This window comes from Brenneria nigrifluens DSM 30175 = ATCC 13028, assembly GCF_005484965.1.
In the GTDB taxonomy this organism is placed as follows: domain Bacteria; phylum Pseudomonadota; class Gammaproteobacteria; order Enterobacterales; family Enterobacteriaceae; genus Brenneria; species Brenneria nigrifluens.
Genome location: NZ_CP034036.1, coordinates 316,518 through 340,000, shown reverse-complemented (window position 1 = coordinate 340,000; position 23,483 = coordinate 316,518). Strand labels below are relative to the sequence as shown.

Sequence of the window (23,483 nt, the reverse complement as noted above, 5' to 3'; positions counted from 1 at the left end):
CCGTAGGGTGGCGGGCAGGGATAAGCCCGCCATCAAAAATTTCCGGGAGCATTCGCAAGTGACCATAGACTGGTGGTTAACCTATTTACTGACGACGCTTATCCTCAGCCTTTCGCCCGGTTCGGGCGCCATCAATACCATGAGTACCGGCATCAGCCACGGTTATCGCGGCACCATCGCCTCGATAACCGGTTTACAGATCGGTCTGGCGGTACACATCGTGCTGGTGGGCGTCGGGCTGGGGGCGCTGCTGGCGCAGTCCGTGCTGATTTTCGACCTGCTGAAATGGCTGGGGGCTGCGTACCTGATCTGGCTGGGGATCCAGCAGTGGCGCGCGGCAGGCTCGCTGGATATGCATGCGCTGGCCGGCGCCATGCCGCGCCGCAGGCTATTGAAGCGCGCGGTGCTGGTTAATCTGACCAACCCGAAAAGCATCGTGTTTCTGGCGGCGCTGTTTCCGCAGTTTATCATCCAGCATCAACCACAAGCCGCACAGTATCTGGTTTTGGGCGCCACCACCATTATCGTCGATATCATGGTGATGATCGGTTATGCCACGCTGGCCAAGCGCATCGCCGGCTGGCTGAGAGGCGCCCGGCAGATGCGGATGCTGAATCGGATTTTTGGCTCGCTGTTTATCCTGGTCGGCGCGCTGCTGGCAAGCGCCAGAAAAGCGTGAGCGTGCCGGCTGCCGGACGCTACTCGTCGTCGCCATTATCAACGTGATCGCGGATCACCGACATAAACGGCGCGCCGAAACGCTCCAGCTTGCGATGTCCGACGCCGTTGATATTCAACAGCTCCGCGGCGGTGATCGGCATCAGTTCGGCCATCTCCAGCAGGGTGGCGTCGCTGAACACCACGTAAGGCGGAATGTTGGCCTCATCGGCAATGGACTTGCGCAATTTGCGCAGTTTGGCGAACAGCTTACGATCGTAGTTTCCGCCGTAAGACTTCTGGCTGGCGGCGCGCGGCTTCAGGTTAATCACCCGCGGCACCGCCAGCTGCAACGGCACTTCGCCGCGCAGCACCGGACGGGCCGACTCGGTGAGCTGTAACGCCGAGTACTGGGCGATATTCTGCTGCAGCAGCCCCAGATGAATCAGCTGGCGCAACACGCTGACCCAGTGCTCCTGAGATTTATCGCGCCCGATGCCGTACACCGGCAGCTTGTCATGAGCGAATTCACGGATGCGCTGGTTATTCGCCCCGCGCAACACTTCGACGATATACCCCATCCCAAAGCGCTGCCCGACCCGATACACGCAGGAGAGCGCTTTTTGCGCCTCCACCAGTCCGTCATAGCGCTTGGGAGGGTCGAGGCAGATGTCGCAGTTGCCGCACGCCTGCTGGCGGCCCTCGCCGAAATAGTTGAGCAAGACCAGACGGCGGCAGGTTTGCGCCTCGGCAAACGCGCCCATCGCATTCAGTTTATGGCGTTCAATGTCCAGTTGCTGTCCGGCCGGTTTCTCTTCCAGACAGCGCCGCAGCCATGCCATATCTGCCGGGTCGTAAAACAGCGCCGCTTCCGCCGCCAGGCCGTCCCGCCCGGCGCGCCCGGTTTCCTGATAGTAGGATTCAATATTGCGCGGAATATCGAAATGCACCACAAAGCGCACGTTGGGCTTGTTGATGCCCATGCCGAAGGCCACGGTCGCCACCACCACCTGCAGATCGTCGCGCTGGAAGGCTTCCTGCACCTGCGCCCGGCGCTCGTTGTCCAGCCCGGCATGGTATGCCGCCACGCTCAGCCCGCGGCTTTGCAGGCGGGCGCTGATATCCTCCACCTTGGCCCGGCTGTTGCAGTAGATAATGCCGCTTTTGCCGCGCTGCCCCTGAACGAACATCCACAGCTGATCGAGCGGCTTGAATTTTTCCACCAGCGTATAGCGGATATTCGGCCGGTCAAAACTGCTGATCTGCACCAGCGGCGATTGCAGATCGAGCAGGCGTACGATATCGCTCCGCGTGGTTTCATCGGCGGTGGCGGTCAGCGCTATCACCGGCAGGCCGGGGAAATGCTGCTTCACCTGCCCCAGCGCCCGGTATTCGGGGCGGAAGTCGTGACCCCATTGGGAAATACAGTGCGCTTCATCCACCGCAATCAGCGACGGCCGCCAGTGGATAAGGTGGTCGAGGAAGCTGTCGGTGGTCAGGCGTTCGGGGGCGATATACAGCAGCTTGATCTGCCCGGAACGGCAGCCGGCCATCACCTCGTGCTGCTGTTCGCGGGTTTGCGTCGAGTTGAGGCAGGCCGCCGACACGCCATAAGCCTGGAGCTGATCGACCTGATCCTTCATCAGTGAAATCAGCGGGGAAACCACCAGCGTCAGGCCGTCCATCACCAGAGCGGGAATTTGATAGCACAGGGATTTCCCCCCGCCGGTGGGCATAATCACCAGACAATCCCGCCCGCTGATGGTCGCATTGATAATTTCCTGCTGGCCCGGCCGGAATTGCTGGTAGCCGAACGTATCCCGCAAAACCTGAACGGCCAGCGCTTCTTTATTTAATACTTCCGCCGTAGACACGCCTTCCCCATCCGCTGAAATCAAACAGACGCCATTTTCGGCGTCATGCGGTAAAACTGCAACGTTTTACCCGCTTATGTGTTAAATGCTGATTGACGCGCGCAATGTCGCAGAGCGCGCCTTGACAACGCAGCCATGATTCGTTCACGGACCGGCTCCCTAGATTCGGCGCCGGTTATCGCTAGAACATATCGTTCAGCGTTACCCCAATGCCGAAACGGGTCTGGCGGTGATTATAGTCAATCAGCGATTCGCCATAGCCGCTGAATACCTTGGTGTAAAAGCGCACATGATCCGTCAGCGGATAGCTCCAGCCCAGTTCACCGCCGCCGTAGCCGCTGTTCCAGTTATAGCGACCTTCCGCGCTGAATACGCTGTCGCCCCAGACGTAGCCGACGCGCAGACGGTAGTACCCCATATATTTGGCGATATCCGGATTATCGTCCTCGCTGTCGGAAAAGCGAATCCAGGGTTTCAAATCCACCTGCCAGTCGCCGTTTTGCGCCATCAGCCGGACATAGGCGCGATTCCAACTGCGCGATGTGGGTTCGGAACGCCCGTTGGACTGGTGGTTGAATCCGACTTCCACATCGCGCAGCGTCCAGCCGGCAAAGGTGTAATCCGTCGCCCAGCCGAGAAAAAGCTGCGGCTCATAGTTGGTTTCGCGAAACGGCGAAGACTCACCTCTATTGGACAACTGCCACCAGGAACGTTGCGTATAGGAAGCGCCCAGCAGGGAATTGTCGCCGAGAATACCGCGCCAGAGCGGGAAACCCAGGCTAAGCTGGAAATTCACCTCATCCTTGCGTGCCTCATCCGCCCAGTTGTAGCTCCCTATCGCGGTTTTATTGATATTGCTGGTGTAGGTATACAGCATATAGTTACTCTCATACGGATAGAGAATAAACGGACTATCATGTTGCTGTAACAGGCTGGCGATGATGCTGCCGCGCACCGCGGGCCTATCATGCACTGGCTCTATTTTCGCCTCTTGCGCCTGAGCGTGTGTTGCCAGCAGCATAATCAACATGCCAACGATTTTACGCATTTACTTTCTCTCCTGAGCGATCATGCTAATTATCCGATCTGATAAACGCGCCATTTTACACGGTTCGGCGACATTTGAATCAACCTTAGACCCTTTCTCGGTCTTTTCTGGAAAGAAACAAAATTACCGCATAAAATAAACCATTAACCAACCTTTCGATGCAATAGCAAGCGCGCGGCAACCTCAGCCAACCAAAGCATACGGGAAGAACATCATGCCCAGCTCACCACTAACGCCAGGCGCCATGTTAACCAGGGAGCGCGTTCGCCAGCTGCTTGCCCGGATGGGAACGATTGATATGCGGGTGGACTATCTGCGGCCGGGCCACGGAGAACATTTCACTATCACCAGCCAGCTGCTGCGCGGCGGCAATAAAGTCGCCGTGGCGCGGGCCGACCTGCACAATGAACGGCAATCGCACATCGCCAGCGCCACCGCGACCTACCTCATTGGCTGACGCCAAGGGTGAAAACCGCCGCCGTTTTGGGTAAACTTCTCTTTTTCCGCCGTTTTATCGAGTCATCATCAATGGATGCGCAGCAAGCCCGCAAGGGGATCTTTTTCGCTCTCGGCGCTTATCTTATCTGGGGGATCGCCCCGGTTTATTTCAAGCTGCTTGAACATATCCCCGCCGATGAAATACTGGCCCACCGGATTATCTGGTCGTTTTTCTTTATGCTGATCCTGTTGAGCATCAGCTGGAAATGGCATCAGGTGCGTTATGCCTGCCGCAACGTCAAACACCTGCTGCTACTGGCGCTCTCCGCCATATTAATCGCCAGCAACTGGCTGCTGTATATCTGGGCGGTCAATAACCACCATATGCTGGAAGCCAGTCTGGGCTACTTCATCAACCCGCTGGTCAACGTCATGCTGGGGGTCATCTTTCTGGGCGAGCGCTTGCGCCGTCTGCAATGGCTGGCGGTTTTACTGGCCGTTTCCGGCGTGCTGGTCCAGCTCTGGACCTTTGGCTCGCTGCCGCTGGTTGCCCTGGGGCTGGCGTTCAGCTTCGCCTTCTACGGCCTGCTGCGTAAAAAAATCGGCGTCGACAGCCAGACCGGAATGCTGATTGAAACGCTGTGGCTGCTGCCGATGGCCGCCATCTACCTGTTTTTTATTGTCGACAGCCCCAGCAGCCATATGACGGACAATAGCTGGACGCTGAATACGCTGTTCGTCTCCGCGGGGATCATCACCACCGTACCGCTGCTGTTTTTTACCGCCGCGGCCTCTTATCTGCGCCTCTCCACGCTGGGGTTTTTCCAGTATCTCGGACCGACGATGATGTTTTTGCTGGCGGTCGTTTTTTATGGCGAAACCTTCAGCAGCGACAAACTGGTGACCTTTGCCTTTATCTGGAGCGCGCTGGCGCTGTTTATTCTCGATGCGCTTTATACCCAGCGTAAACGGCGGCGGTCTGATATCAGGTCGCAACGAGATCTACGCGGCGCGAGATAAAACGCGACAGCAGCGGACTGAAAATCAAGGTGGAGAACAGCCGCAGCGTCTGCATGGCAATCACAAACGCCATATCGACCCGGCTGCCGGCGGCGATAATGGCGATGGAATCCAGCCCGCCCGGGCTGGTGGCCAGATAGGCCGTCAGCAGATCGACCGGCAGAAAGCGGGTAATCATCAGCGCCAACGCGCCGCACAGCAGCATCAGTCCGACAATCGACGCCATCATCTGCGGCAGCGTGCGTATCGCCAGCAGAAATATCGGGCGGGTAAAACACAGCCCGACGCTCCAGCCGATAAACGCATAGGCCAGGGCCAGCAGCCATTCCGGGGTCTGCAACGCCAATATGCCGTTTGAATGCAACAGCGAACCGACAATTATCGGCGCCAGCAGGGCGGCCGAGGGAATATGTAAAAGTTTGCCGAGCCAGGCGCTGCCGAACGCGACGCACAGGGTGGCGGGAAAACGCCAGTCCAGCATCGGAAACCACACCAGCATGGCGCTGTTCTCCGCCGCTTCCTCTCCCAGGCTGATACGGGCGACAAAAGCCGCCGCCGCCGTCACCATCAGCACCCGCAGATACTGCATAAAGGCGACCAGCCGCACATCCGCGCCAAACTCCCCCGCCATGGCGACCATAGCCGACGCGCCGCCGGGAGAAGCGCCCCAGGTGCCCGTGGTGCCGGGCAAATCGCTGAATTTCACCAGCAGCCAGCCGGAAAGTCCGCTGCCGGCAAGGGTCGCCAGCAAAATAAACAGCACCAGCAGCCAGCTGTCGAGTAGGGGACTCAGAATGGAAAGGGAGAGGCTTTGCGCCACCAGGCAGCCCAGCACCGCATTGCTGGCGGAAAAGAAGGCGGGGGGAATGCGGATGGTGGCGCCGTTCAGCCCCATCGCCGCGCCAATCAGCATGGGGCCGAGCAACAGGGCCGCCGGAACGTGGTAGATCTGCAGTCCGAAGCCCAGTATCAGCGAGACCGACAGCAGGATCCCCCATTGCATCAAGGGTGAAACCCTTCTCATGCGCACAACCTATTTCTGCAATAAACCATTGCCGTCATTCTAAACAGATTAGCCGAATAATTAATATAAAATTAATCAAGTTACCGAACCACATCGCGCGCCACGGGCTTCAGAGCCAGTTCTTGCGTTTGAAATAGAGATAAGGCGCCAGACCCGCCAGGATCATCAGCACAATCGCCCCCGGATAGCCGAACGACCACTTCAGCTCCGGCATAAATTCAAAGTTCATCCCGTAGCTGGACGCCACCAGCGTCGGCGGCAGGAACACCACGGAAACCACCGAGAAGATCTTGATAATGCGGCTCTGTTCAATATTGATGAAGCCCATCGCCGCCTGCATCAGGAAGTTGACCTTCTGGAACAGCGATTCGTTGTGCGGCAGCAGGGATTCGATATCGCGCAGGATCTCGCGCGCCTGTTCCAGTTGGCCGGAGGGCAAACGGGCCTTGCGCACCAGAAAGTTCAGCGCGCGCTGGGTATCCATCAGACACAGGCGCACCTTCCAGCCCACGTCTTCCAGTTCGGCCAGCGTGGACAGCGCATCGTCGTATTCGTCTCCCTGGCGCCCTTCCATGATGATGCGGCTCAGGGATTCCAGATCGCTGTAGATGTTCTCGATTTCATCGGCCAGCTGTTCGATTTTGGTTTCAAACAAATCCAGCAGCAGTTCATAGGCATTGCCGTCGACCATCGTTTGGCTGCGGGCGCGCATGCGGTACAGGCGAAACGCCGGCAGTTCGCGCTCGCGCAGCGTATACAGGCGTCCCTCGCGGATGGTAAACGCCACGGTGGCGTTGCCGGCATGATCTTCGGCGTCTTCAAAAAAGAAGAAGGAGTGGATATGCAAGCCGTCCTCATCCTCGAAGAAACGCGCGGACGCCTCGATGTCCTCCAGTTCCGGCCGGGTCGCCAGACTCTGTCCCAGCTCTTGTTGTACTTTTTCGCGCTCGCCGTCTTCCGGCTCGATTAAATCGACCCAGACGGACGAGGTCAGATCGTCGGCATCATCCAGTTCCAGACGGGATAGACGACAGTTGTCCAGTTTAAATGCGCTCAGCATAGGCCATAGCTCCCTTTTCAGTAACAGAGATGGACAACGCGCGCTTGAAACACAGAAACAGAGGTGAAAACGTCACCGGCAGGTTTCAGTCCGTTCGACGGAGCTGACTCGTAGCGACATGATGAACGACATCGCCGACAACCACGAAGGCTATCAGCAACGGGAAGATAGCCTTAGAAGTTGTACCTAATGATCAGGTTATTGAGCCAGCATCGACTGGGTGCGTCCAAGGCGTGGGTCCTCCGGGAATAATGATGCGCGCATGTTACGCCGAGATGAAAAAGGCTGTCAACTCGAAGAGCGGCGAATAATGCAACGATGCGCGATTTATCGTTTCACACCACTTCCAGCCGGGCATAGGCCGCCACCAGCCATTTAATGCCCTGCCCCTGAAAGGCCACCTGAATGCGGCAATGGTCGCCGCTGCCTTCCAGATTGACGATGGTGCCGTCGCCGAATTTGCCGTGCCGCACCCGCTGGCCCAGCCGGTAGCCGCTGTCGCTGTCGCTTATCGGCGTGCCGAGGCGCTGATGGTTCACCGGGCGCGACACGCTGGCGCGCAGCCGGACTTCCTCGACGCACTCCGCCGGCAGTTCCCCGACGAAACGCGAGGGGCGGTGATAGGCCTCTTTGCCGTATAAACGGCGGGTTTCCGCATACGTCAGGGTCAGTTTCCGCATGGCGCGCGTCACCCCCACATAGGCCAGACGCCGCTCCTCTTCCAGCCGTCCGCCTTCGTCGAGCGACATCTGGCTGGGGAACATGCCCTCTTCCATCCCGACGATAAATACCTGCGGGAACTCCAGCCCTTTGGCCGAGTGCAGCGTCATCAGCTGTACCGCGTCCTGATAGGCGTCCGCCTGCCCCTCGCCCGCTTCCAGCGCCGCATGGGACAAAAACGCCTGTAGCGGCATCAGGTCCTGATCTTCATCCTGATAGCTGTACTGCCGCGTCGCGGTAACCAGCTCTTCCAGGTTTTCCACCCGCGCCTGCCCTTTTTCGCCTTTTTCCTGTTCGTACATGCTCCACAGGCCGGAATCCTTGATCACCCGGTCGGTCTGCACGTGCAGCGGCAGTTCGGCGGTTTCATCAGCCAGCGCGTCAATCAGTTCGATAAAGCGCTGCAGCGAGGCGGACGCCCTGCCCGCCAGCACTTTTTCCTGCAACAACGCGCGGGTAGTCTGCCATAGCGTCAACTGCCGGTCACGGGCGGTGTGACGCACCACGTCCAGCGTGCGGTCGCCGATGCCGCGCGTCGGCGTATTCACCACCCGTTCAAACGCGGCGTCGTCATTACGGTTGGCGATCAGACGCAGGTACGACAGGGCGTCCTTGATTTCCTGACGTTCGAAGAAGCGCATGCCGCCATAGATACGGTACGGCATATTCTGCTGCAGCAGCGCCTCTTCCAGCACGCGCGACTGGGCGTTACTGCGGTATAAAATGGCGTTATCGTTCAGCGCGCCGCCGTTTTCCTGCCAGACTTTAATCCGGTTGACCACAAAGCGCGCTTCGTCCAGTTCGTTAAACGCGCAGTAGAGAGAAATCGGTTCGCCGTCCGCCCCGTCCGTCCACAGATTTTTGCCCAGCCGGCCGCCGTTATGGGCGATAAGCGCATTGGCGGCCTTGAGGATATTGCTGGTGGAACGGTAGTTCTGCTCCAGGCGGATAGTTTCCGCGCCGGAGAAATCCTGCAAGAACAGCTGAATATTTTCCACCTGCGCGCCGCGCCAGCCGTAAATCGACTGATCGTCGTCGCCCACAATCATCACCCGGGCGCTGTCGCCCGCCAGCATGCGGATCCAGGCGTATTGAATGCGATTGGTATCCTGAAATTCGTCCACCAGAATATTGCCGAAGCGCTCGCGGTAATGGTTCAGGATATGCGGTTTATTCAGCCACAGCTCGTGCGCTCGCAGCAGCAACTCGGCGAAATCCACCAGCCCGGCGCGGTCGCAGGCTTCCTGATAGGCCTGATAAACCCGTTGCCAGGTCTGCTCTATCGGATTGCCGTAGCTTTCGATATGTTGGGGACGCAAACCTTCGTCTTTTTTGCCGTTGATGTACCACATCGCCTGACGCGGCGGCCACTGCTTCTCATCCAGATTCAGCGCCCGAATCAGACGCTTGAGCAAACGCAGCTGATCTTCGCTGTCGAGAATCTGGAAATCCTGCGGCAGTCCGGCGTCCAGATGGTGGGCGCGCAGCAGACGGTGAGCCAGCCCGTGGAAAGTGCCGATCCACATGCCGCCCTGGCTGGTGCCGATCAAGTGTTCGATGCGGTGGCGCATTTCCGCCGCCGCCTTGTTGGTAAAGGTCACCGCCATAATGGAGTACGGCGAACAGTTTTCCACCGCCAGCAGCCAGGCGATACGATGCACCAGCACCCGCGTCTTGCCGCTGCCCGCCCCGGCCAGCACCAATAAATTGCCGCGCGGCGCGGCTACCGCGTCACGCTGTTTGTCGTTGAGGCCATCGAGCAGAGCAGAAACGTCCATAGGTATCGGTTATCCGTTGACGGGAAACCGGATCGCCGCCAAGGAGACCGATTCCCACTGATTATTTATACAGCATCTATACCGGTGATTATAACAACGCCGTCAGCGATGCCAACCGGGAAATTTCAAGATGCGGTAGCAGGCGCGCGTCATCAATGCGCATCAGGTTGCCTTGCCGCAGGTTGATCCAGCACGCCTGTAGCCCGCAGCGCAGCGCGCCGGCGACGTCGGCGGTGAGATCGTCCCCCACATGCAAAATACCGCTCGGCGGCAGATCGAGTTTTTCCGCCGCCAGACGGTACATATCGGCGAACGGCTTGGCGCGGCCGTGCGGGCCGGCGCGCAGAATAAACCTGAAGTAGCCGTCCAGACCGAACAGATGCGGTTCGGCATTGCCGTTGGTGATCGCCGCCAGCGGCAGACGCGCGGCCAGCGCCGCCAGCGTGCGGTGCGTCTCTTGCGTCACGCCGATCCGGCTGCGCCAGAAAGCGAAGTTTTCCATCGACGCCTGCGCGCCCCGCGCCGCCTGGTCGGCGTTCAGGCCGATGTCCGTCAGCGCCCGCTCGACCGTACGCCGCCGCCATTCGGTAACGTCATGATAGATTTCCGGCTCCCGTTGCCGTAGTTCGTTGCGCAGGCGGTGGAAATCCGTTAGCTGAAAATCCTGCAGGGCGGGATGGTAGCGCTGCAGAAAGTCTATCGACTCCCGCTCGGTACGCCGTATCACATCATGGTTATCGTATAGCGTGTCGTCCAGATCGAAAGTGATCGCCCGAATTTCACCCAGCGGTCGGTAAAAATGCATCAGGTTTTTCCCCGTTTGGCGCGTGGATGCGCGGCATCATACACGGAAGCTAAATGCTGAAAGTCCAGATGGGTATAAATCTGCGTGGTGGAAAGGTTGGCATGGCCGAGCAATTCCTGCACCGCCCGTAAATCGCCGCTGGACTCCAGCATATGGGTGGCGAAAGAGTGCCGCAGCTTATGCGGGTGAACATGGCTGTTTACCCCCTGTTTTACCCCCCACTCGGCAAAGCGCTTTTGCACATTGCGCATGGAGATGCGCCGCCCCTGATTGGAAATAAAAATCGCCTCATCCTGCGGCCCGAACAGCTCGCGCAGCTCCAGCCAGCGCGCCAGCCAAGCGACCGCCGTTTTCCCCATCGGCAGCCTGCGCTCTTTGCTGCCCTTGCCCATTACCCATACTTCGCCGCTATCCAGGTCGACGTGGCGGCAATCCATCCCCACCAGCTCGGCCAGACGCAGTCCGGCGCCATACATCACCTCCAACATGGCCCGATCGCGCACCGCCAGCGGATCGTCAAGATCGATATCCAGCAGGCGGTTCATCTCATCCACATCCATATTTTTGGGCAGATGGCGTCCGGCGCGGGGCGTAGACACCCCCCTGGCCGGATTCGCGCCCAGTACGCCGCGCGACACCATCCAGTCGAGAAAGCTGCGCAGGGCGGACAGGCGCAGCGCCAGACTGGCGGCGTGCAGCCCATCCCGTTTACTGCGGGAGACCACCGCGCGCACGCCGGCCGCGTCCAGGCGCCGCCAGTCATCGACGCCGGTCGCCGCGACGATGGCGATCGCCGCCGTCAACTGGCGCGCATAGCTGATTTGCGTCAACCCGCTCAGTTGGCGCTCGACCTTCAGGTAGCGCAGGAAGTCGTCAACCGGCGACTGCAACGGCGATAGCGATGAAGCGGCCGGTGAGTCAGGCTGGCTCATATCCGTTCAACCCAGCGCTCCAGCATGGCCGGCAGCATGGTCGTCGCCAGCTGTTGCAGCAGCACGGTCCCCATACCATCCTGGTAGTGATGGCTGTCGCGGCTGGAAAAAATAAGCAGCCCCAGATCGTGGTTTTCACCCATCATCGACAAGGCCACCGAACCAATCTGCTTCGCCTGCGGCAACAGCAGCAGCAGTTCCGGGCCGTTCAGGCTGCCCAGATAATGGCTGGCCTGGCCGAGGCGCTGAATACGCAGGGGCTCGAACAGGGAACGATTCAGGGATAAATGGGTAAAGTCGGAGGGCGCGCCGATCCGCCATTTGTCGCTGAACAGGCGAACCGACGCCCCCGCCAGCCCCAGCTTGCGCGCCCAGCGCTGCAGCCGGTCGAGCATATCCAGCAGGCTATCCGCGGAGGCCAGTTCCGTTTGCAGGTTCAGTAAGCGGTTAAACAACAATTCGTTCGCCCCGGCCTGTTCCATCAACAGCGTGATTTCCTCCTCAAGCTGGGTGATGTGGTGCCGCTGGCGCGCCAGCTGCCACTCCACCAGCGATACCGTTCCCCTGACGGGATGCGGTATGCGCATCTGCTCGATTTGCCGGGCATTACGGATAAAAAAATCGGGATTCTGTTGCAGGAACTGCAAAACCATATCGTCACTGAGTGCGACCCGGCGCTCTGCCTGCTCCTCGACATTCTTCATAAATGAATAAATCCATCGTAAACATGCGTTGCAGGACCGGTCATAAATAGCGGATGCCCCGGCCCCTCCCAGTGGATCTGCAAATCGCCGCCCGGCAGCGACACCCGGACCTGCGCGGACAACAGACCCTGTTGAATGCCCACCGCCACGGCGGCGCAAGCGCCGCTGCCGCAGGCCTGGGTTTCGCCGGCGCCGCGCTCATACACCCGCAGGCGAATGTTTTGGCGATCGATAACCTGCATAAATCCGATATTAGCACGTTCCGGGAAACGCTCATGATTTTCCAGCAGCGGCCCCAGCACCTCGACGTTGGCGGTCGCCACATCCTCGACCTGGATCACGCAGTGCGGGTTGCCCATGGATACCGCGCCACAGAGTACGGTGTGCTCTTCGGCGCGCATAATGTAGGTTTTTTCCGCTTTTATGGCGCGAAACGGGATCTGCTGCGGATCAAAATTGGGTTCTCCCATATTGACGCGGACCAGATCGTCGTCGGTGACGCTGAGCACCATTCTCCCCGTCTGGGTGCTCACCGCGATATCGCGCTTGCTGGTCAACCCTTTCAGGCGCACAAAACGGGCAAAACAGCGGGCGCCGTTGCCGCACTGCGCCACCTCGCTGCCGTCGGCGTTAAAAATACGGTAATGAAAATCCAGCTCGGGATCGTACGGCGGCTCCACCACAAGAAGTTGATCGAAGCCGACGCCACAATGCCGATCCGCCAAACGGCGGATCAGTTCGGGTGAAAAATAAACATTTTGCGTAACGGCATCAACAACCATGAAATCATTGCCTAATCCGTGCATTTTAGCGAACTGCATTATCCTGACTCCGCTGGCTTAACCGGGCGCGGTAAAAACGCTATCGTGACCTGTTATAAAATTATGATTACTCTGCACCCTTTTCGGCTGCAGCGGCGTATATACCCCTTAAAAGCGATGGGGCGTAGACGCGCCATCGCCGACTACCGCTGCACGGACGAGTGTTGCCGTGCGTGATTCGCATCCTGCTGCTGAGCGTTCGGCGCTGCCGATTGTTGCTCCGGCGGAAAATAAAGCGGCCCTTTCAAGCCGCATCCGAACAGACTCAGCAACGATAACGCCAGAAAAAACCGGCGAAATACTTTTTTCATAACATTAAGACCTGTAATTCATACATGCATGCTCTCTATAATCGCAGGTGGATCATGAAAATCAATAGGAATCGAAAATGAACGATAGCGAGTTCCACCAATTAGCCGACGAATTGCTGCTTCAGCTGGAAGAAAGGCTGGATCAATTTGCCGGCGATGCCGATATCGATTATGAAACCAACGGCGGCGTGATGACGCTAACCTTTGAAAACGGCAGCAAAATCGTGATTAACCGGCAGGAGCCGCTGCACCAGATCTGGCTGGCCGCCAGGTCGGGGGGATATCATTTCAATTACCAAGATCGGCGCTGGGTGTGCGATCGCGGCGGGGAGGATTTTTGGGCGCTGCTGTCCCGCGCCTGCTCAACGCAGGCCGGGGAAAGCGTGCACTTCAGCTAGCCCCCGGACCCTACTATTTACGTCGCATCAGCAACAGCATCAGCACCGTTGCCAGCAGAATGACCACGCTCACGATATTCACCAGCGGCCAGCCGCTGGCGAACGCCATCATGCTGCCCGCCGACAGCGAGGCCAGCGCATTGGGCAGGCTGATAACCAGCGAGTTGATGCCCTGAATCCGGGCCTTATGCGCCGAATGGGAAAACGCATTCAGCATAAATGTGCCGCCGTTGAACATAAACGCCCAGCCCACGCCGAACATAATCAGCGAGGAGAGGAAGTGCCAGAAGGTGAGGCCGTTCATCGCCAGCGCGATGCCGATTAAGTTACAGATAATCCCCGTCGCTACCACCGTGCCGGCGCTCAATCTTTTGGCCAGCAGCGCCAGCACCAGCGCCGGGGCATACATAGCGACAAAGTGCCACTGCAGCACCATGGCGCTGCTGCTGACGGAAAAATGGTGCCGATGCATCGCCAGCGGAGCGGAATTCATCAATAGCGTCATCACCACAAAACCGGCGGTACAGCTGGCCGTGCCGAGGATAAACGCCCGGCTTTTCAAAACCGCAGAGAGCGGCTCCGCGCTTTTTTCGGTTCCGATGTTCACCGCCGCCTGCGGCAGCTTCAGGCCCAGCAGCAGCAGGGCCGTTACGATGCAGATCAGCGCCGCGACCAGAAAACTGCCGAGAAACGGATACAGCGGCCAGAAATCGGAAGAGTGGCTGGCGGCGGCCGGACCGAGAAAACCGCCCAGGATGCCGCCGCTGATCACCCAGGAAATCGCGCCGTTTTTCTGGTGGTTATCGCTGAACACCTCGGCGGCGGCAAAGCGGTAATATTGATTAAAGGCACAGGACATCCCCAGCACAAAGGCCGCCAGCACAAACAGGGGAAAGTTTTTCAGCACGATCGCCAACGCAGCCAGCAGCGATCCGGCGACGCCCAGCGCCGTGCCGATGATAAAGGCGTTTTTTCTGCCGTATTTCGCCATCAGCGAAGAAACCGAGTAAATCATCAGCGTGGCGCCGCAGACGGTGGCGGTAATCGGCAGGGTGGTCAGCAGCGGGATCGGCGCCATCAGGATACCGACCAGGGTGGAAGAGAGGGTCATCAGCGAGATGATGCTGCCCGTCAGCCCCTGTCCCAGCGCCAGCAATATCAAGTTTCTGCGTTGCAACCTATCCATGGCGATTCCCTTGGTGAATGCGCTGAAAAATCGTTGTTGAGAAAATTAAAGTATTTGCAGCCGCTGCGGCATCGCCCTGGAAGCATCATTGACCACCGGGGTAATGCACAGGTGAGAAAGCGCGCTACTGCGGAACGGGATCACCTGGGTTCTGCCGTCCAGTTGCACAATCTGATAAAACTGCGGCAGGTTGAAGTTGATAAAGCTGGAACCGTAGGTAAAGCGGTCATGAGACGACGAGTAGAAACGGCTGACGTCACGCACCAGTTCCTCCTTGCTGCCCTCGCAGTGGTGATACACCTCAACCCGGTTGGACTCGTCGAGAATATAGATATTAAAGTCCTGATTCTCGACCACGTCCTCAAAGAAGAACTGGATGATGCCTTCGCTGGCGACGCCATCGATAACCGGCGGCAGGTGTACGTGGTTGGTTTCGACCTGTACGCCCTGCAGCTTGTTGTTGGAAATCGCGCCATAGAATTCAACGGCGTTTTCCAGCTTCTGCACCGACACGCTCAGCCGTTCGAAAAACAGTCCCCAGGTTTGGCCGGCCACTTTCACCGCTTTAAAGCGGCCCGGCTCCTGACGCGTGCTGGTCAGGCGCGACTCGATGCACTCCGAGACCAGCTGCTGCACCCGGGTGCGGATAAGCCCGCGCAAATGCTGGCTGTAGCAGAACACCTCCAGCGACTCCGGCAACGCGGCATCCTGGTGCATCTTGCCCAGAATGGTTTTCAGCGCCTCCAGCATCGCCTGCTCGCCGCTGAAATGCAGCGTACGCACTTCATTCCATGAGTTGCGGTACAGCAAATCAATGCTGCCGATCAGGCATTGCTGCTGCTGGCCGAAGCTGAAAACGTCCATCTGCCGGAAATCAAAATGCACCACCTGATTGCGGAAAGCCGCGGTGGGATCGTATTCCAGATTGACGATGATCGCCAAATGGCGAATTTCACACGGGCTGTACAGCGCCTTCGGCGTCGGCGCGGGCTGACGCAGCGGGAAATGCCGCGCGACGTCGGCCACCAGCGCCTGCAGGCGGGTAATATCGCACAGATCGCTGCCTTTGATATGCAGGCGCGTACTCGGCGTCAACAGTCCGTTAAAGTAGGCCCAGGCCACCAGTTTATTCAGGTAGCGGTTATATTCCAGCGGCTGATGGCTGATGATGGCATCCATCGAGGGCGCCTGATTGTACAGATACCAGCCGGAACGGTTGGCGCGCCCCGCCGGTACGTAGATAAAGGTGAGATCCGGCTCGGACAAATCGGGGGAAATCTGCGGATTGAGCAGCGTCACCTTGCCCGGCAACGCTTCGAATGCGGCATACAGCTTACGGGTCAACACCCCGATGTCCTGCGGGCTGGCGCTGACGCTCAGATTATTACGGCGGGCGAAGCGGATCAGGTTGCGGTAGGTTTGCATCATCGCATCCAGCAGTTCGTTGTGCGCTTCCCGTACCCGTTCTATTTTCCAGTTTGCCCGATTGTCCAACATCGCCAGATGCTCATCGCTCCAGCCCCACTCCTGCACCAGTTGCTGCAGAATCTGGCGGCGCCAGCCCACGCAGGCGCGCTCGCGCGAGAGTTTTTCACAGACTTTTAAGTAGAAACATCGGCGCACCAGATCCAGCCGGGTTTGATCATTTATCTGCGTAAGATAGTTCGTCACCCGCTCCAGCATCATGCAGTAAGGATCCAGACCGAAAGAGACGATCTCGCCGTTATGCAGCCGTTTTTTGATATCCATGGACAGCAGATGCGTATCGGGATACTCCCAGGAATAGGCTTCCAGCAGCAGCGTTTTCAACACGGCCTTGTAGGGGGAGTCGATACTTTTATACAGCTGCCACAGGCTGGCGCCGAAATACTCTTCCGCGGAAAGCGTACTCAGCCCGCCCAGGTCCAGCCACTCGTTCGGCGCCAGTACGCCCTGCGCATACAGCGACAGCACATACTCATCGTAATGGGGTTCTTCTTCCACCGGCACCATATTCCACAAAATACGCTTGCCCGCCATGCGGACCGCCGTGCGATAGAATTCGTCGAGCAACAGAATATGCTGGGTGGAGCCGCAGTCTTCGCCGCCCAGACTGCCGCTTTCATTGTGGCGGAAACGGTTTTCATCCATCAGGAAGAAGCTGACGTCCACTCCCTGCACCGCCGCCCACTCTTCCAGCAGCGTGCATTTTTTCTGCAACCGCTGGCGCTCTTCGTTGTCCAGCCAGGATTGATGGCAAACCCAGATATCCAGATCGGAGCTACAGCTCTGGCCGATGGATGAGGTGCTGCCCATGGAGTAGACGCCGGTAATCGGCAGTTCGCCCTGCTCATGCGAATCCGCACAGGGCCCCCACCTTAATTCGATATTATCCAGGTAGCGCCGCTGCTTTTCATCAGGCGTGTAAAAACAGACGCCGTGAGGAACCTTGCCCTCAACGTAGCCCGGCATCAATGGGTGATGATGATGTAGTAAAATCGGCAAAAGACTGTAAACCTGCTGAAAAGCGGGCTTCATTGCGGCCAGAGCACGGTCAACGCGCAGTTGGTTGATCGCATCCAGTCTTTGCTTCAAAGTCTCGATGTAAAAGTACAAGACGTTTCGCCTGATGATTGTCCCAGTGCCTAGAAAAAACCCCGTATTTCCACTTTGCCAAAAGTAAAATTATAGGAATGTTTGACAAAATATTGCTGGAAACGTGATCAATTTAACACCTTGCGGATTACGCGTAAAGAAAGTAAAGAAAGCAAGCGCGTTTTATCTTGCTTTCACTACGATTTTAGTTCTCGTCCGCTCAATCCAACCCGCCACATACTTTTCAGACACCGTTTTGCCCCTTTCGTTTTAAAGCGCTACACCGGTGTCCGCAACCTGACACTGGCGCACCATCGGTGATACGATGGTGGAAAAGATAAAAACGGTATCAAGCATGTTAGACAATATTATTAGAATTGCTACTCGCCAGAGCCCGCTTGCGCTGTGGCAAGCACAATATGTTCAACAGCGCCTGAACGTCGCCCATCCGGAGCTTCAGGTCGAATTGGTGCCGATGGTGACCCGCGGCGACATCATTCTGGATACCCCGTTAGCCAAAGTCGGCGGCAAGGGGTTATTTGTTAAAGAACTGGAACTGGCGCTGCTTGAAGGCCGCGCCGATATCGCCGTTCACTCCATGAAAGACGTGCCGGCCGAATTCCCTGAAGGCCTTGGCCTGGCGACCATCTGTGAGCGTGACGACCCGCGCGACGCCTTTGTCTCCAATCGCTATGCCGGCCTTGAGCAGCTTCCCGCCGGCAGCCGCGTGGGGACGTCCAGCCTGCGCCGCCAGTGCCAGCTGCGGGCGGGGCGCCCCGACCTGATCATCGGCAATTTGCGGGGGAACGTGGGAACCCGCTTAGCCAGGCTGGACGCGGGCGAGTATGATGCGATTATCCTGGCGGTGGCCGGATTAAAACGCCTGAAGCTGGAAGAGCGCATCCGCTGCCCGTTAAGCCCGGAAACGTCGTTGCCGGCGGTGGGGCAAGGGGCGATCGGCATTGAATGCCGGTTGGACGATAAACGCACCCGCCGGCTTCTGGCCCCGCTGAATCACGCCGATACCGCCTCGCGCGTGCTGGCCGAGCGGGCGATGAACCTGCGCCTGGAAGGAGGGTGCCAGGTTCCCATCGGCAGCTACGCCGAACTGGACGGCGATACTCTGTGGCTGCGCGCGCTGGTCGGCGCGCCGGACGGCAGCAGAATCATTAGCGGCGAGCGTAGAGGAAAAACCGCCGACGCGGAGCGGATCGGCACCGCGCTGGCGGAAGATTTGCTGGCGCAGGGCGCCGGGGAGATCCTTCAGGCGATCTATCAGGAAACCCCTTCATCATGACGATTCTGGTTACCCGTCCGTCACCGGCCGGTGAGCAACTGGTGACCCGTTTGAGAAAGCTGGGCTACAGCGCTTACCACAGCCCGCTGATTGAATTTTCACCGGGCCGCGAACTGGCGCAACTGCCCGCGCGGCTGGCGGCGTTGCGCCCCGGCGATCTGCTGTTTGCGCTGTCGCGGCACGCCATCGACTACGCCGACCCGCTGCTGGCCCGAAGCGGGACGGGCTGGCCGCAAGCGGCGGCCTATTTCGCCATCGGCCGGACCACCGCGTTGGCGCTGCATACCGTCACCGCCCGGCCCGTCGCCTACCCGTCGCCAAGCGAAACCAGCGAAACGTTACTGCAATTACCCGAACTACGGCATGTTAATGGCAAACAGGCGCTATTATTACGGGGTAACGGCGGCAGGGAATTGCTGGGCGGCACGCTCGCCGAGCGGGGAGCGCAGGTCAGTTACTGTGAATGCTATCAGCGCAGCCCGGTTTATTACGACGGAGCGGAGCAAAGCCGCCACTGGCAGCAGGCCGGCGTCGACAAACTGGTGATCACCAGCGGAGAAATGCTGCAACGGATCTATACTTTAGTTCCTGATTACTATCGGGCTTCCTGGTTACTGGGTTGCCAGTTGATAGTGGTTAGCGAACGTCTGGCCGCCCAGGCCCGCCGGTTAGGCTGGCGTAATATTCGGGTAGCAGATAATGCCGACAACGATGCGCTTATGCGCGCACTACAATAAACCTGATCATGGGATGTACCTTTTATGACGGAACACAATACCCCCACGACCCCATCTGAAGAGGTTGCAGAACGGGTTGAACCCGCGCATCAGCAGGAACCCGCGCCGCAGCCGGCCAAACGAAGCGGAATCGTGCTGGGAACGCTGGCTATCATTATCGCGCTGGCGCTTAGCGGCGGACTTTATTACTACACTCATCAACAAGATCGGCAGGAAGCGGCCGCCATCCAGAGTCTGGAGTCACAGTTGAGCGCGCTGCAACAGCAGCACAAACAGCAACAGCAGCAGTGGCAGGACGCGCTGCAACAGCAGACCAAAGCACAGGATGCCGCCGGGCAGCGCCTTAACGCCCTGACCCGGCAGACGGATGAAATGAGCGAAAAACTGGCGGCCTTGTCCAATCAGGACACCAACGTCTGGCTGCTGGCGCAGGCGGATTTTCTGGTGAAACTGGCGGGCCGCAAGCTGTGGAGCGACAAGGACGTCACCACCGCCGGCGCGCTGCTGAAAAGCGCGGACGCCAGCCTGGCGGAAATGAATGACCCCAGCGTGATTGAAATCCGCCGCGCGCTCACCGGCGATATCAGCGCGCTGGCGGGCGTCAGCCAGATAGATTTCGACGGCATCATCCTTAAGGTTAATCAGCTGACCGATCAGGTGGATAACCTGCGCCTTGCCGACAACAACAGCGATGAAGCGCCGATGGATGAAAACAGCACCGAACTCTCCGCCTCCCTCAGCGAATGGCGGCAAAACCTCAGCAAAAGCTGGCATAACTTCCTGGCGGAGTTTATCACCATTCGCCGCCGCGACAGCGCCGCCGAACCGTTGCTGGCGCCGAGCCAGGACGTTTATCTGCGTGAGAATATCCGCTCGCGCCTGCTGGTCGCCGCCCAGGCGATCCCGCGTCATCAGAACGAAACCTATAAACAATCGCTGGAAACCGCCTCTACCTGGGTGAGAGCCTACTTCGATACCAGCGATCCCAGCACCCAGGCGTTTCTCGATCAGCTCGATGAACTAAGCCAGCAATCGGTGTCGATGGATGTTCCCACCGAACTGCAAAGCCAGCCGTTACTGGAAAAACTGATGCAGACGCGGGTACGCAACTTACTGACTCAGTCGCCAGCGACACGGCAGGAGGGCTGAACATGCTGAAGCTTCTGCTGTTGTTTCTTATCCTGATCGCCGGTGTAGTACTCGGACCGATGGTCGCGGGCCACCAGGGATACGTACTGATTCAAACGGACAGCTACAATATTGAAACCAGCGTAACGGGCCTGGCGATCATCCTGGTATTGGCGTTCCTCGCTCTGCTGGTCATCGAATGGATTATCCGCCGTATTTTCCATACCGGCGCCCGCACCCGCGGCTGGCTTCTGGGGCGCAAACGCAGCCGGGCCAGAAAACAGACCAAGGCCGCGCTGCTCAAGCTGGCGGAAGGCGATTATCTCCAGGTGGAAAAATTACTCACCCGCAATGCCGATCACGCCGAGCAGCCGGTGGTTAACTACCTGCTGGCCGCGGAAGCGGCTCAGCAGCGCGGCGATGATTTCCGCACCAAACAATATCTGGAGCGCGCCGCGGAAATCGCCGATAGCGATCAACTGCCGGTGGATATTACCCGCGTGCGCATCCAACTGGCGCGGCATGAGGATCACGCGGCCCGTCATGGCGTCGACCGCCTGCTGGAAGTCGCCCCGCGCCACCCGGAAGTGCTGCGTCTGGCCGAGCAGGCTTTTCTGCGCACCAGCGCCTACGGCGCGCTGCTGGATATTCTGCCCGCGATGCGCAAAACGCACCTGCATGATGAAGAGCAGTTGCAAAGCCTGCAGCAACAGGCCTACATCGGCCTGATGAATCAGTCCATGGCGGACGGCGGCAGCGAAGGGCTGAAACAGTGGTGGAATAACCAAAGCCGTAAAGTGCGCCATGAAGTTCCCTTGCAGGTGGCGATGGCGGAGCACCTTATCGAATGCGACGATCACGATACCGCCCAGAAAATCATTCTCGACGGGCTAAAGCGCCAGTACGACGAGCGGCTGGTGTTGCTGATGCCGCGGCTGAAGACGGGCAACCCCGATCAGCTGGAAAAAATGCTGCACCAGCAGATCAAACAGCAGGGCGCCACGCCGCTGCTGAACAGCACGCTGGGACAGCTATTGATGAAGCATGGCGAATGGCAGCAGGCCAGCGACGCTTTCCGCGCCGCGCTGGAGCAGCGCCCGGACGCCTATGATTACGCCTGGCGCGCCGATGCGCTCGATCGCCTGCATCTGCCCGACGAAGCGGCGCAAATGCGGCAAACAGGCCTGATGCTGACGCTGCAATCCGCCGCCGAACCGCCGCAACAGGGCGCCTGACCGGCGCCTGTAAAGCCCCAAAAAAAAACGCTTACCGTTAACGGTAAGCGTTGAAAAAATCAGGTCTTTAAGACAACGATTGGTGCCTCACTCAACGTTGTGTCCGAAAAATCCGCTGGAGATTCGCATCTTCATCTGGAATTGGACCATAGGCACCTTAAATTGGCTCTGCGTCATTCCCAGGATTATGAAGCCGGAGCAAACATAGAAGGTGGAATGAGCATCTACGTCGAGAATTATGCACTTTCCATGCCATATATTCAATCATATCGGGAAAAGAAACAGGCGGCGGATTAGCCGCTGAAAACGATATAATTATTTATTATGGCTCCCCCCTGCACCGTGCAGGCTTAACGGGAAAATCGGACCTGGTCCGCGTCAATCGTCGCCATTCAGCGACGTTTCAAAAAAACAAACAGACTATTTATAGTTATCAATGAGTTAAATGTCTCCATTTTGAGACGGCCGGCTGACGCTGGATGACTTTATCGACGCCGCCGCGTTCAACGAACCCGCCACCAACGCGCTGATGGCAAAAGTCGGGCTAACCTGCCACGATGAAAGCATTACCCACAGCGCGCAGGTTACGCTAATTACCGAGGATGGACGGCGCCTTAGCCATTACGTGGCGGGAGCGCGCGGCTCCAGCGCCGACAATCCGTTGCCGGACGGCCTGATTAAACAGAAATTCCTCGATTGCGCCAGCCGGGCGATGCCGTCTGAAGCGGCCCAGGCGCTGTATCAACGTCTGTTGCAGGATAATTTTCGCTAATCTTATTCATCTGCCCGACGGCAGGCGACGGCATGGTCCGTCGCATTATTACGAGACTGTTTATGATGCTTAACCTGATCCCGCCGGAAATTTCACCGCTGTTTGCCGGTATACTGGTGTTTTGCAGTTTTCTCACCTCGGCGTTGACCGCCGCGCTGGGGCTGGGCGGGGGCGTGACGCTGCTGGCGATCATGGGATTGGGTATGCCGGTCAGCAGCCTGTTGCCGGTACACGGCATTGTGCAGCTCGGTTCGAATCTAAGCCGTACGCTGATGCAACGTCTGTACGTGGTATGGCCGCTGGTGCTGTGGTTTTTTATCGGCAGCGCCGCGGGCATCGCGCTCGGCGCGCCGGTCGCGGCCTGGATCCCGGACAGCGTGGCCAAAATCGCTCTGGCGCTGTTTATTCTGTGGTCGGTGTTTCATAAGCGCGCGCCGCCCAAAAAGATAAACCGTCCGTTCTTTATTCTCGGCGGGGCGGTGACCAGTATCGGCACCATGATCGTCGGGGCGACCGGCCCGCTGGTCGCCGCGCTGATCGGTTCGCAGGGGCTGACCAAACAACCGCTGATCGCCACCCACGCCACCTGTATGGTGCTGCAACACAGCCTGAAAATCCTCGCCTTCGGCCTGATGGGCTTTGCCTACGCCAGTTGGTTGCCGATGCTGATCGCCATGATCGCCAGCGGCGTGCTGGGCACCTGGCTCGGCACCCGGCTGCTGGATAACCTGCCCGAAAGGTCGTTTCGCACCGCCTTTCGCCTGACGATGGTCATCCTCAGCGCTCAGCTACTCTGGCAGGGCATCAAGGGCTGGGCGTAATTCGCGGCATGCCACGGTAATTTTCCTATATCAACCAAAGCTTTTCTTGCTATATCCACTATTTTTCTTTGCATAGTGAAATTTGCTATTTAAATAGGGCATTAAGAACATTGGTATACAAAGGAGCACCATAAACAAAAAAT

The 23,483-nt window shown here is 58.3% G+C and carries 21 protein-coding genes and 1 pseudogene; 10 read left to right on the top strand and 12 right to left on the bottom strand.

The window, feature by feature from the left end; translation table 11 throughout:
- The first annotated feature begins 58 nt into the window (after positions 1–58).
- Entirely contained in the window at positions 59–679 is a 621-nt protein-coding gene (gene rhtB, locus EH206_RS01525; protein ID WP_009111067.1) for a homoserine/homoserine lactone efflux protein, read from the top strand.
- A gap of 19 nt (positions 680–698) precedes the next feature.
- Here the strand turns inward: rhtB and recQ are convergent, their stop codons facing one another.
- A complete protein-coding gene (gene recQ / locus EH206_RS01520) occupies positions 699–2,531 on the bottom strand; it encodes an ATP-dependent DNA helicase RecQ (RefSeq protein WP_009111066.1) in 1,833 nt (610 codons plus the stop codon).
- Between the two features lie 181 nt (positions 2,532–2,712).
- A complete protein-coding gene (gene pldA / locus EH206_RS01515; RefSeq protein WP_009111065.1) occupies positions 2,713–3,579 on the bottom strand; it encodes a phospholipase A in 867 nt (288 codons plus the stop codon).
- A 265-nt stretch (positions 3,580–3,844) separates the two neighbouring features.
- On the opposite strand from pldA, the pseudogene EH206_RS01510 reads away from it, so the two are divergent.
- Both EH206_RS01510 and rarD read left to right on the top strand, forming a co-directional pair.
- A pseudogene (locus EH206_RS01510) lies at positions 3,845–4,036 on the top strand (hotdog domain-containing protein); the annotation flags it as partial.
- Between the two features lie 71 nt (positions 4,037–4,107).
- Positions 4,108–5,037, top strand: a complete 930-nt coding sequence (gene rarD / locus EH206_RS01505) for an EamA family transporter RarD (RefSeq protein ID WP_009111064.1) — start codon at positions 4,108–4,110, stop codon at positions 5,035–5,037.
- On the opposite strand, the gene EH206_RS01500 is transcribed toward rarD, so the two are convergent.
- From EH206_RS01500 to lptM, 8 genes are all read right to left on the bottom strand, one after another.
- Positions 5,003–6,061, bottom strand: a complete 1,059-nt coding sequence (locus tag EH206_RS01500) for an AbrB family transcriptional regulator (protein WP_009111063.1) — start codon at positions 6,059–6,061, stop codon at positions 5,003–5,005. The two genes, rarD and EH206_RS01500, sit on opposite strands and share 35 nt — an antisense overlap.
- A gap of 109 nt (positions 6,062–6,170) precedes the next feature.
- Positions 6,171–7,121 (bottom strand): magnesium/cobalt transporter CorA, encoded by a 951-nt coding sequence (gene corA, locus EH206_RS01495; protein ID WP_009111062.1) that lies wholly within the window; start codon positions 7,119–7,121, stop codon positions 6,171–6,173.
- 335 nt (positions 7,122–7,456) lie between these two features.
- Positions 7,457–9,619, bottom strand: coding sequence for a DNA helicase II (gene uvrD, locus EH206_RS01490; RefSeq protein WP_009111061.1), 2,163 nt, complete (start codon positions 9,617–9,619; stop codon positions 7,457–7,459).
- An 88-nt stretch (positions 9,620–9,707) separates the two neighbouring features.
- On the bottom strand, positions 9,708–10,424 hold the full coding sequence (gene yigB, locus EH206_RS01485; protein WP_009111060.1) for a 5-amino-6-(5-phospho-D-ribitylamino)uracil phosphatase YigB: 717 nt from the start codon (positions 10,422–10,424) through the stop codon (positions 9,708–9,710).
- Entirely contained in the window at positions 10,424–11,356 is a 933-nt protein-coding gene (gene xerC, locus EH206_RS01480) for a tyrosine recombinase XerC (protein WP_009111059.1), read from the bottom strand. The genes yigB and xerC overlap by 1 nt, the downstream gene beginning before the upstream one ends.
- Entirely contained in the window at positions 11,353–12,060 is a 708-nt protein-coding gene (locus EH206_RS01475; RefSeq protein ID WP_009111058.1) for a DUF484 domain-containing protein, read from the bottom strand. Before EH206_RS01475 ends, xerC begins: the two co-directional genes overlap by 4 nt.
- The gene (gene dapF, locus EH206_RS01470) at positions 12,057–12,881 is read right to left on the bottom strand and encodes a diaminopimelate epimerase (protein ID WP_009111057.1); all 825 of its coding nucleotides are present in this window, start codon (positions 12,879–12,881) and stop codon (positions 12,057–12,059) included. Before dapF ends, EH206_RS01475 begins: the two co-directional genes overlap by 4 nt.
- 143 nt (positions 12,882–13,024) lie before the next feature.
- Positions 13,025–13,192 carry an LPS translocon maturation chaperone LptM gene (gene lptM, locus EH206_RS01465; protein ID WP_009111056.1) on the bottom strand — a complete coding sequence of 56 codons (168 nt, stop codon included), beginning with the start codon at positions 13,190–13,192 and terminating at the stop codon, positions 13,025–13,027.
- Positions 13,193–13,269: 77 nt separating this feature from the next.
- On the opposite strand from lptM, the gene cyaY reads away from it, so the two are divergent.
- A complete protein-coding gene (gene cyaY, locus EH206_RS01460; RefSeq protein ID WP_009111055.1) occupies positions 13,270–13,590 on the top strand; it encodes an iron donor protein CyaY in 321 nt (106 codons plus the stop codon).
- 13 nt (positions 13,591–13,603) lie between these two features.
- Here cyaY and EH206_RS01455 read toward each other — a convergent pair whose 3' ends face one another.
- Positions 13,604–14,776 (bottom strand): MFS transporter, encoded by a 1,173-nt coding sequence (locus EH206_RS01455; RefSeq protein ID WP_009111054.1) that lies wholly within the window; start codon positions 14,774–14,776, stop codon positions 13,604–13,606.
- Between the two features lie 45 nt (positions 14,777–14,821).
- Positions 14,822–17,371, bottom strand: a complete 2,550-nt coding sequence (locus EH206_RS01450; protein WP_009111053.1) for a class I adenylate cyclase — start codon at positions 17,369–17,371, stop codon at positions 14,822–14,824.
- A gap of 334 nt (positions 17,372–17,705) precedes the next feature.
- Between EH206_RS01450 and hemC the strand changes: the two genes are divergently transcribed.
- The 6 genes from hemC (at position 17,706) to EH206_RS01420 (ending at position 23,340) form a co-directional block, all read left to right on the top strand.
- Complete coding sequence (gene hemC / locus EH206_RS01445) at positions 17,706–18,647, top strand: hydroxymethylbilane synthase (protein ID WP_040343586.1); 942 nt, start codon at positions 17,706–17,708, stop codon at positions 18,645–18,647.
- The gene (hemD, locus tag EH206_RS01440; RefSeq protein ID WP_009111051.1) at positions 18,644–19,384 is read left to right on the top strand and encodes a uroporphyrinogen-III synthase; all 741 of its coding nucleotides are present in this window, start codon (positions 18,644–18,646) and stop codon (positions 19,382–19,384) included. The genes hemC and hemD overlap by 4 nt, the downstream gene beginning before the upstream one ends.
- Before the next feature lie 24 nt (positions 19,385–19,408).
- Positions 19,409–20,533 carry a uroporphyrinogen-III C-methyltransferase gene (gene hemX, locus EH206_RS01435; RefSeq protein ID WP_009111050.1) on the top strand — a complete coding sequence of 375 codons (1,125 nt, stop codon included), beginning with the start codon at positions 19,409–19,411 and terminating at the stop codon, positions 20,531–20,533.
- 2 nt (positions 20,534–20,535) lie between these two features.
- A complete protein-coding gene (hemY, locus tag EH206_RS01430; protein ID WP_009111049.1) occupies positions 20,536–21,747 on the top strand; it encodes a protoheme IX biogenesis protein HemY in 1,212 nt (403 codons plus the stop codon).
- Positions 21,748–22,216: 469 nt separating this feature from the next.
- A complete protein-coding gene (locus tag EH206_RS01425; protein WP_136163875.1) occupies positions 22,217–22,519 on the top strand; it encodes an MmgE/PrpD family protein in 303 nt (100 codons plus the stop codon).
- Between the two features lie 62 nt (positions 22,520–22,581).
- A complete protein-coding gene (locus EH206_RS01420; RefSeq protein ID WP_040343584.1) occupies positions 22,582–23,340 on the top strand; it encodes a sulfite exporter TauE/SafE family protein in 759 nt (252 codons plus the stop codon).
- Positions 23,341–23,483: the final 143 nt, after the last annotated feature.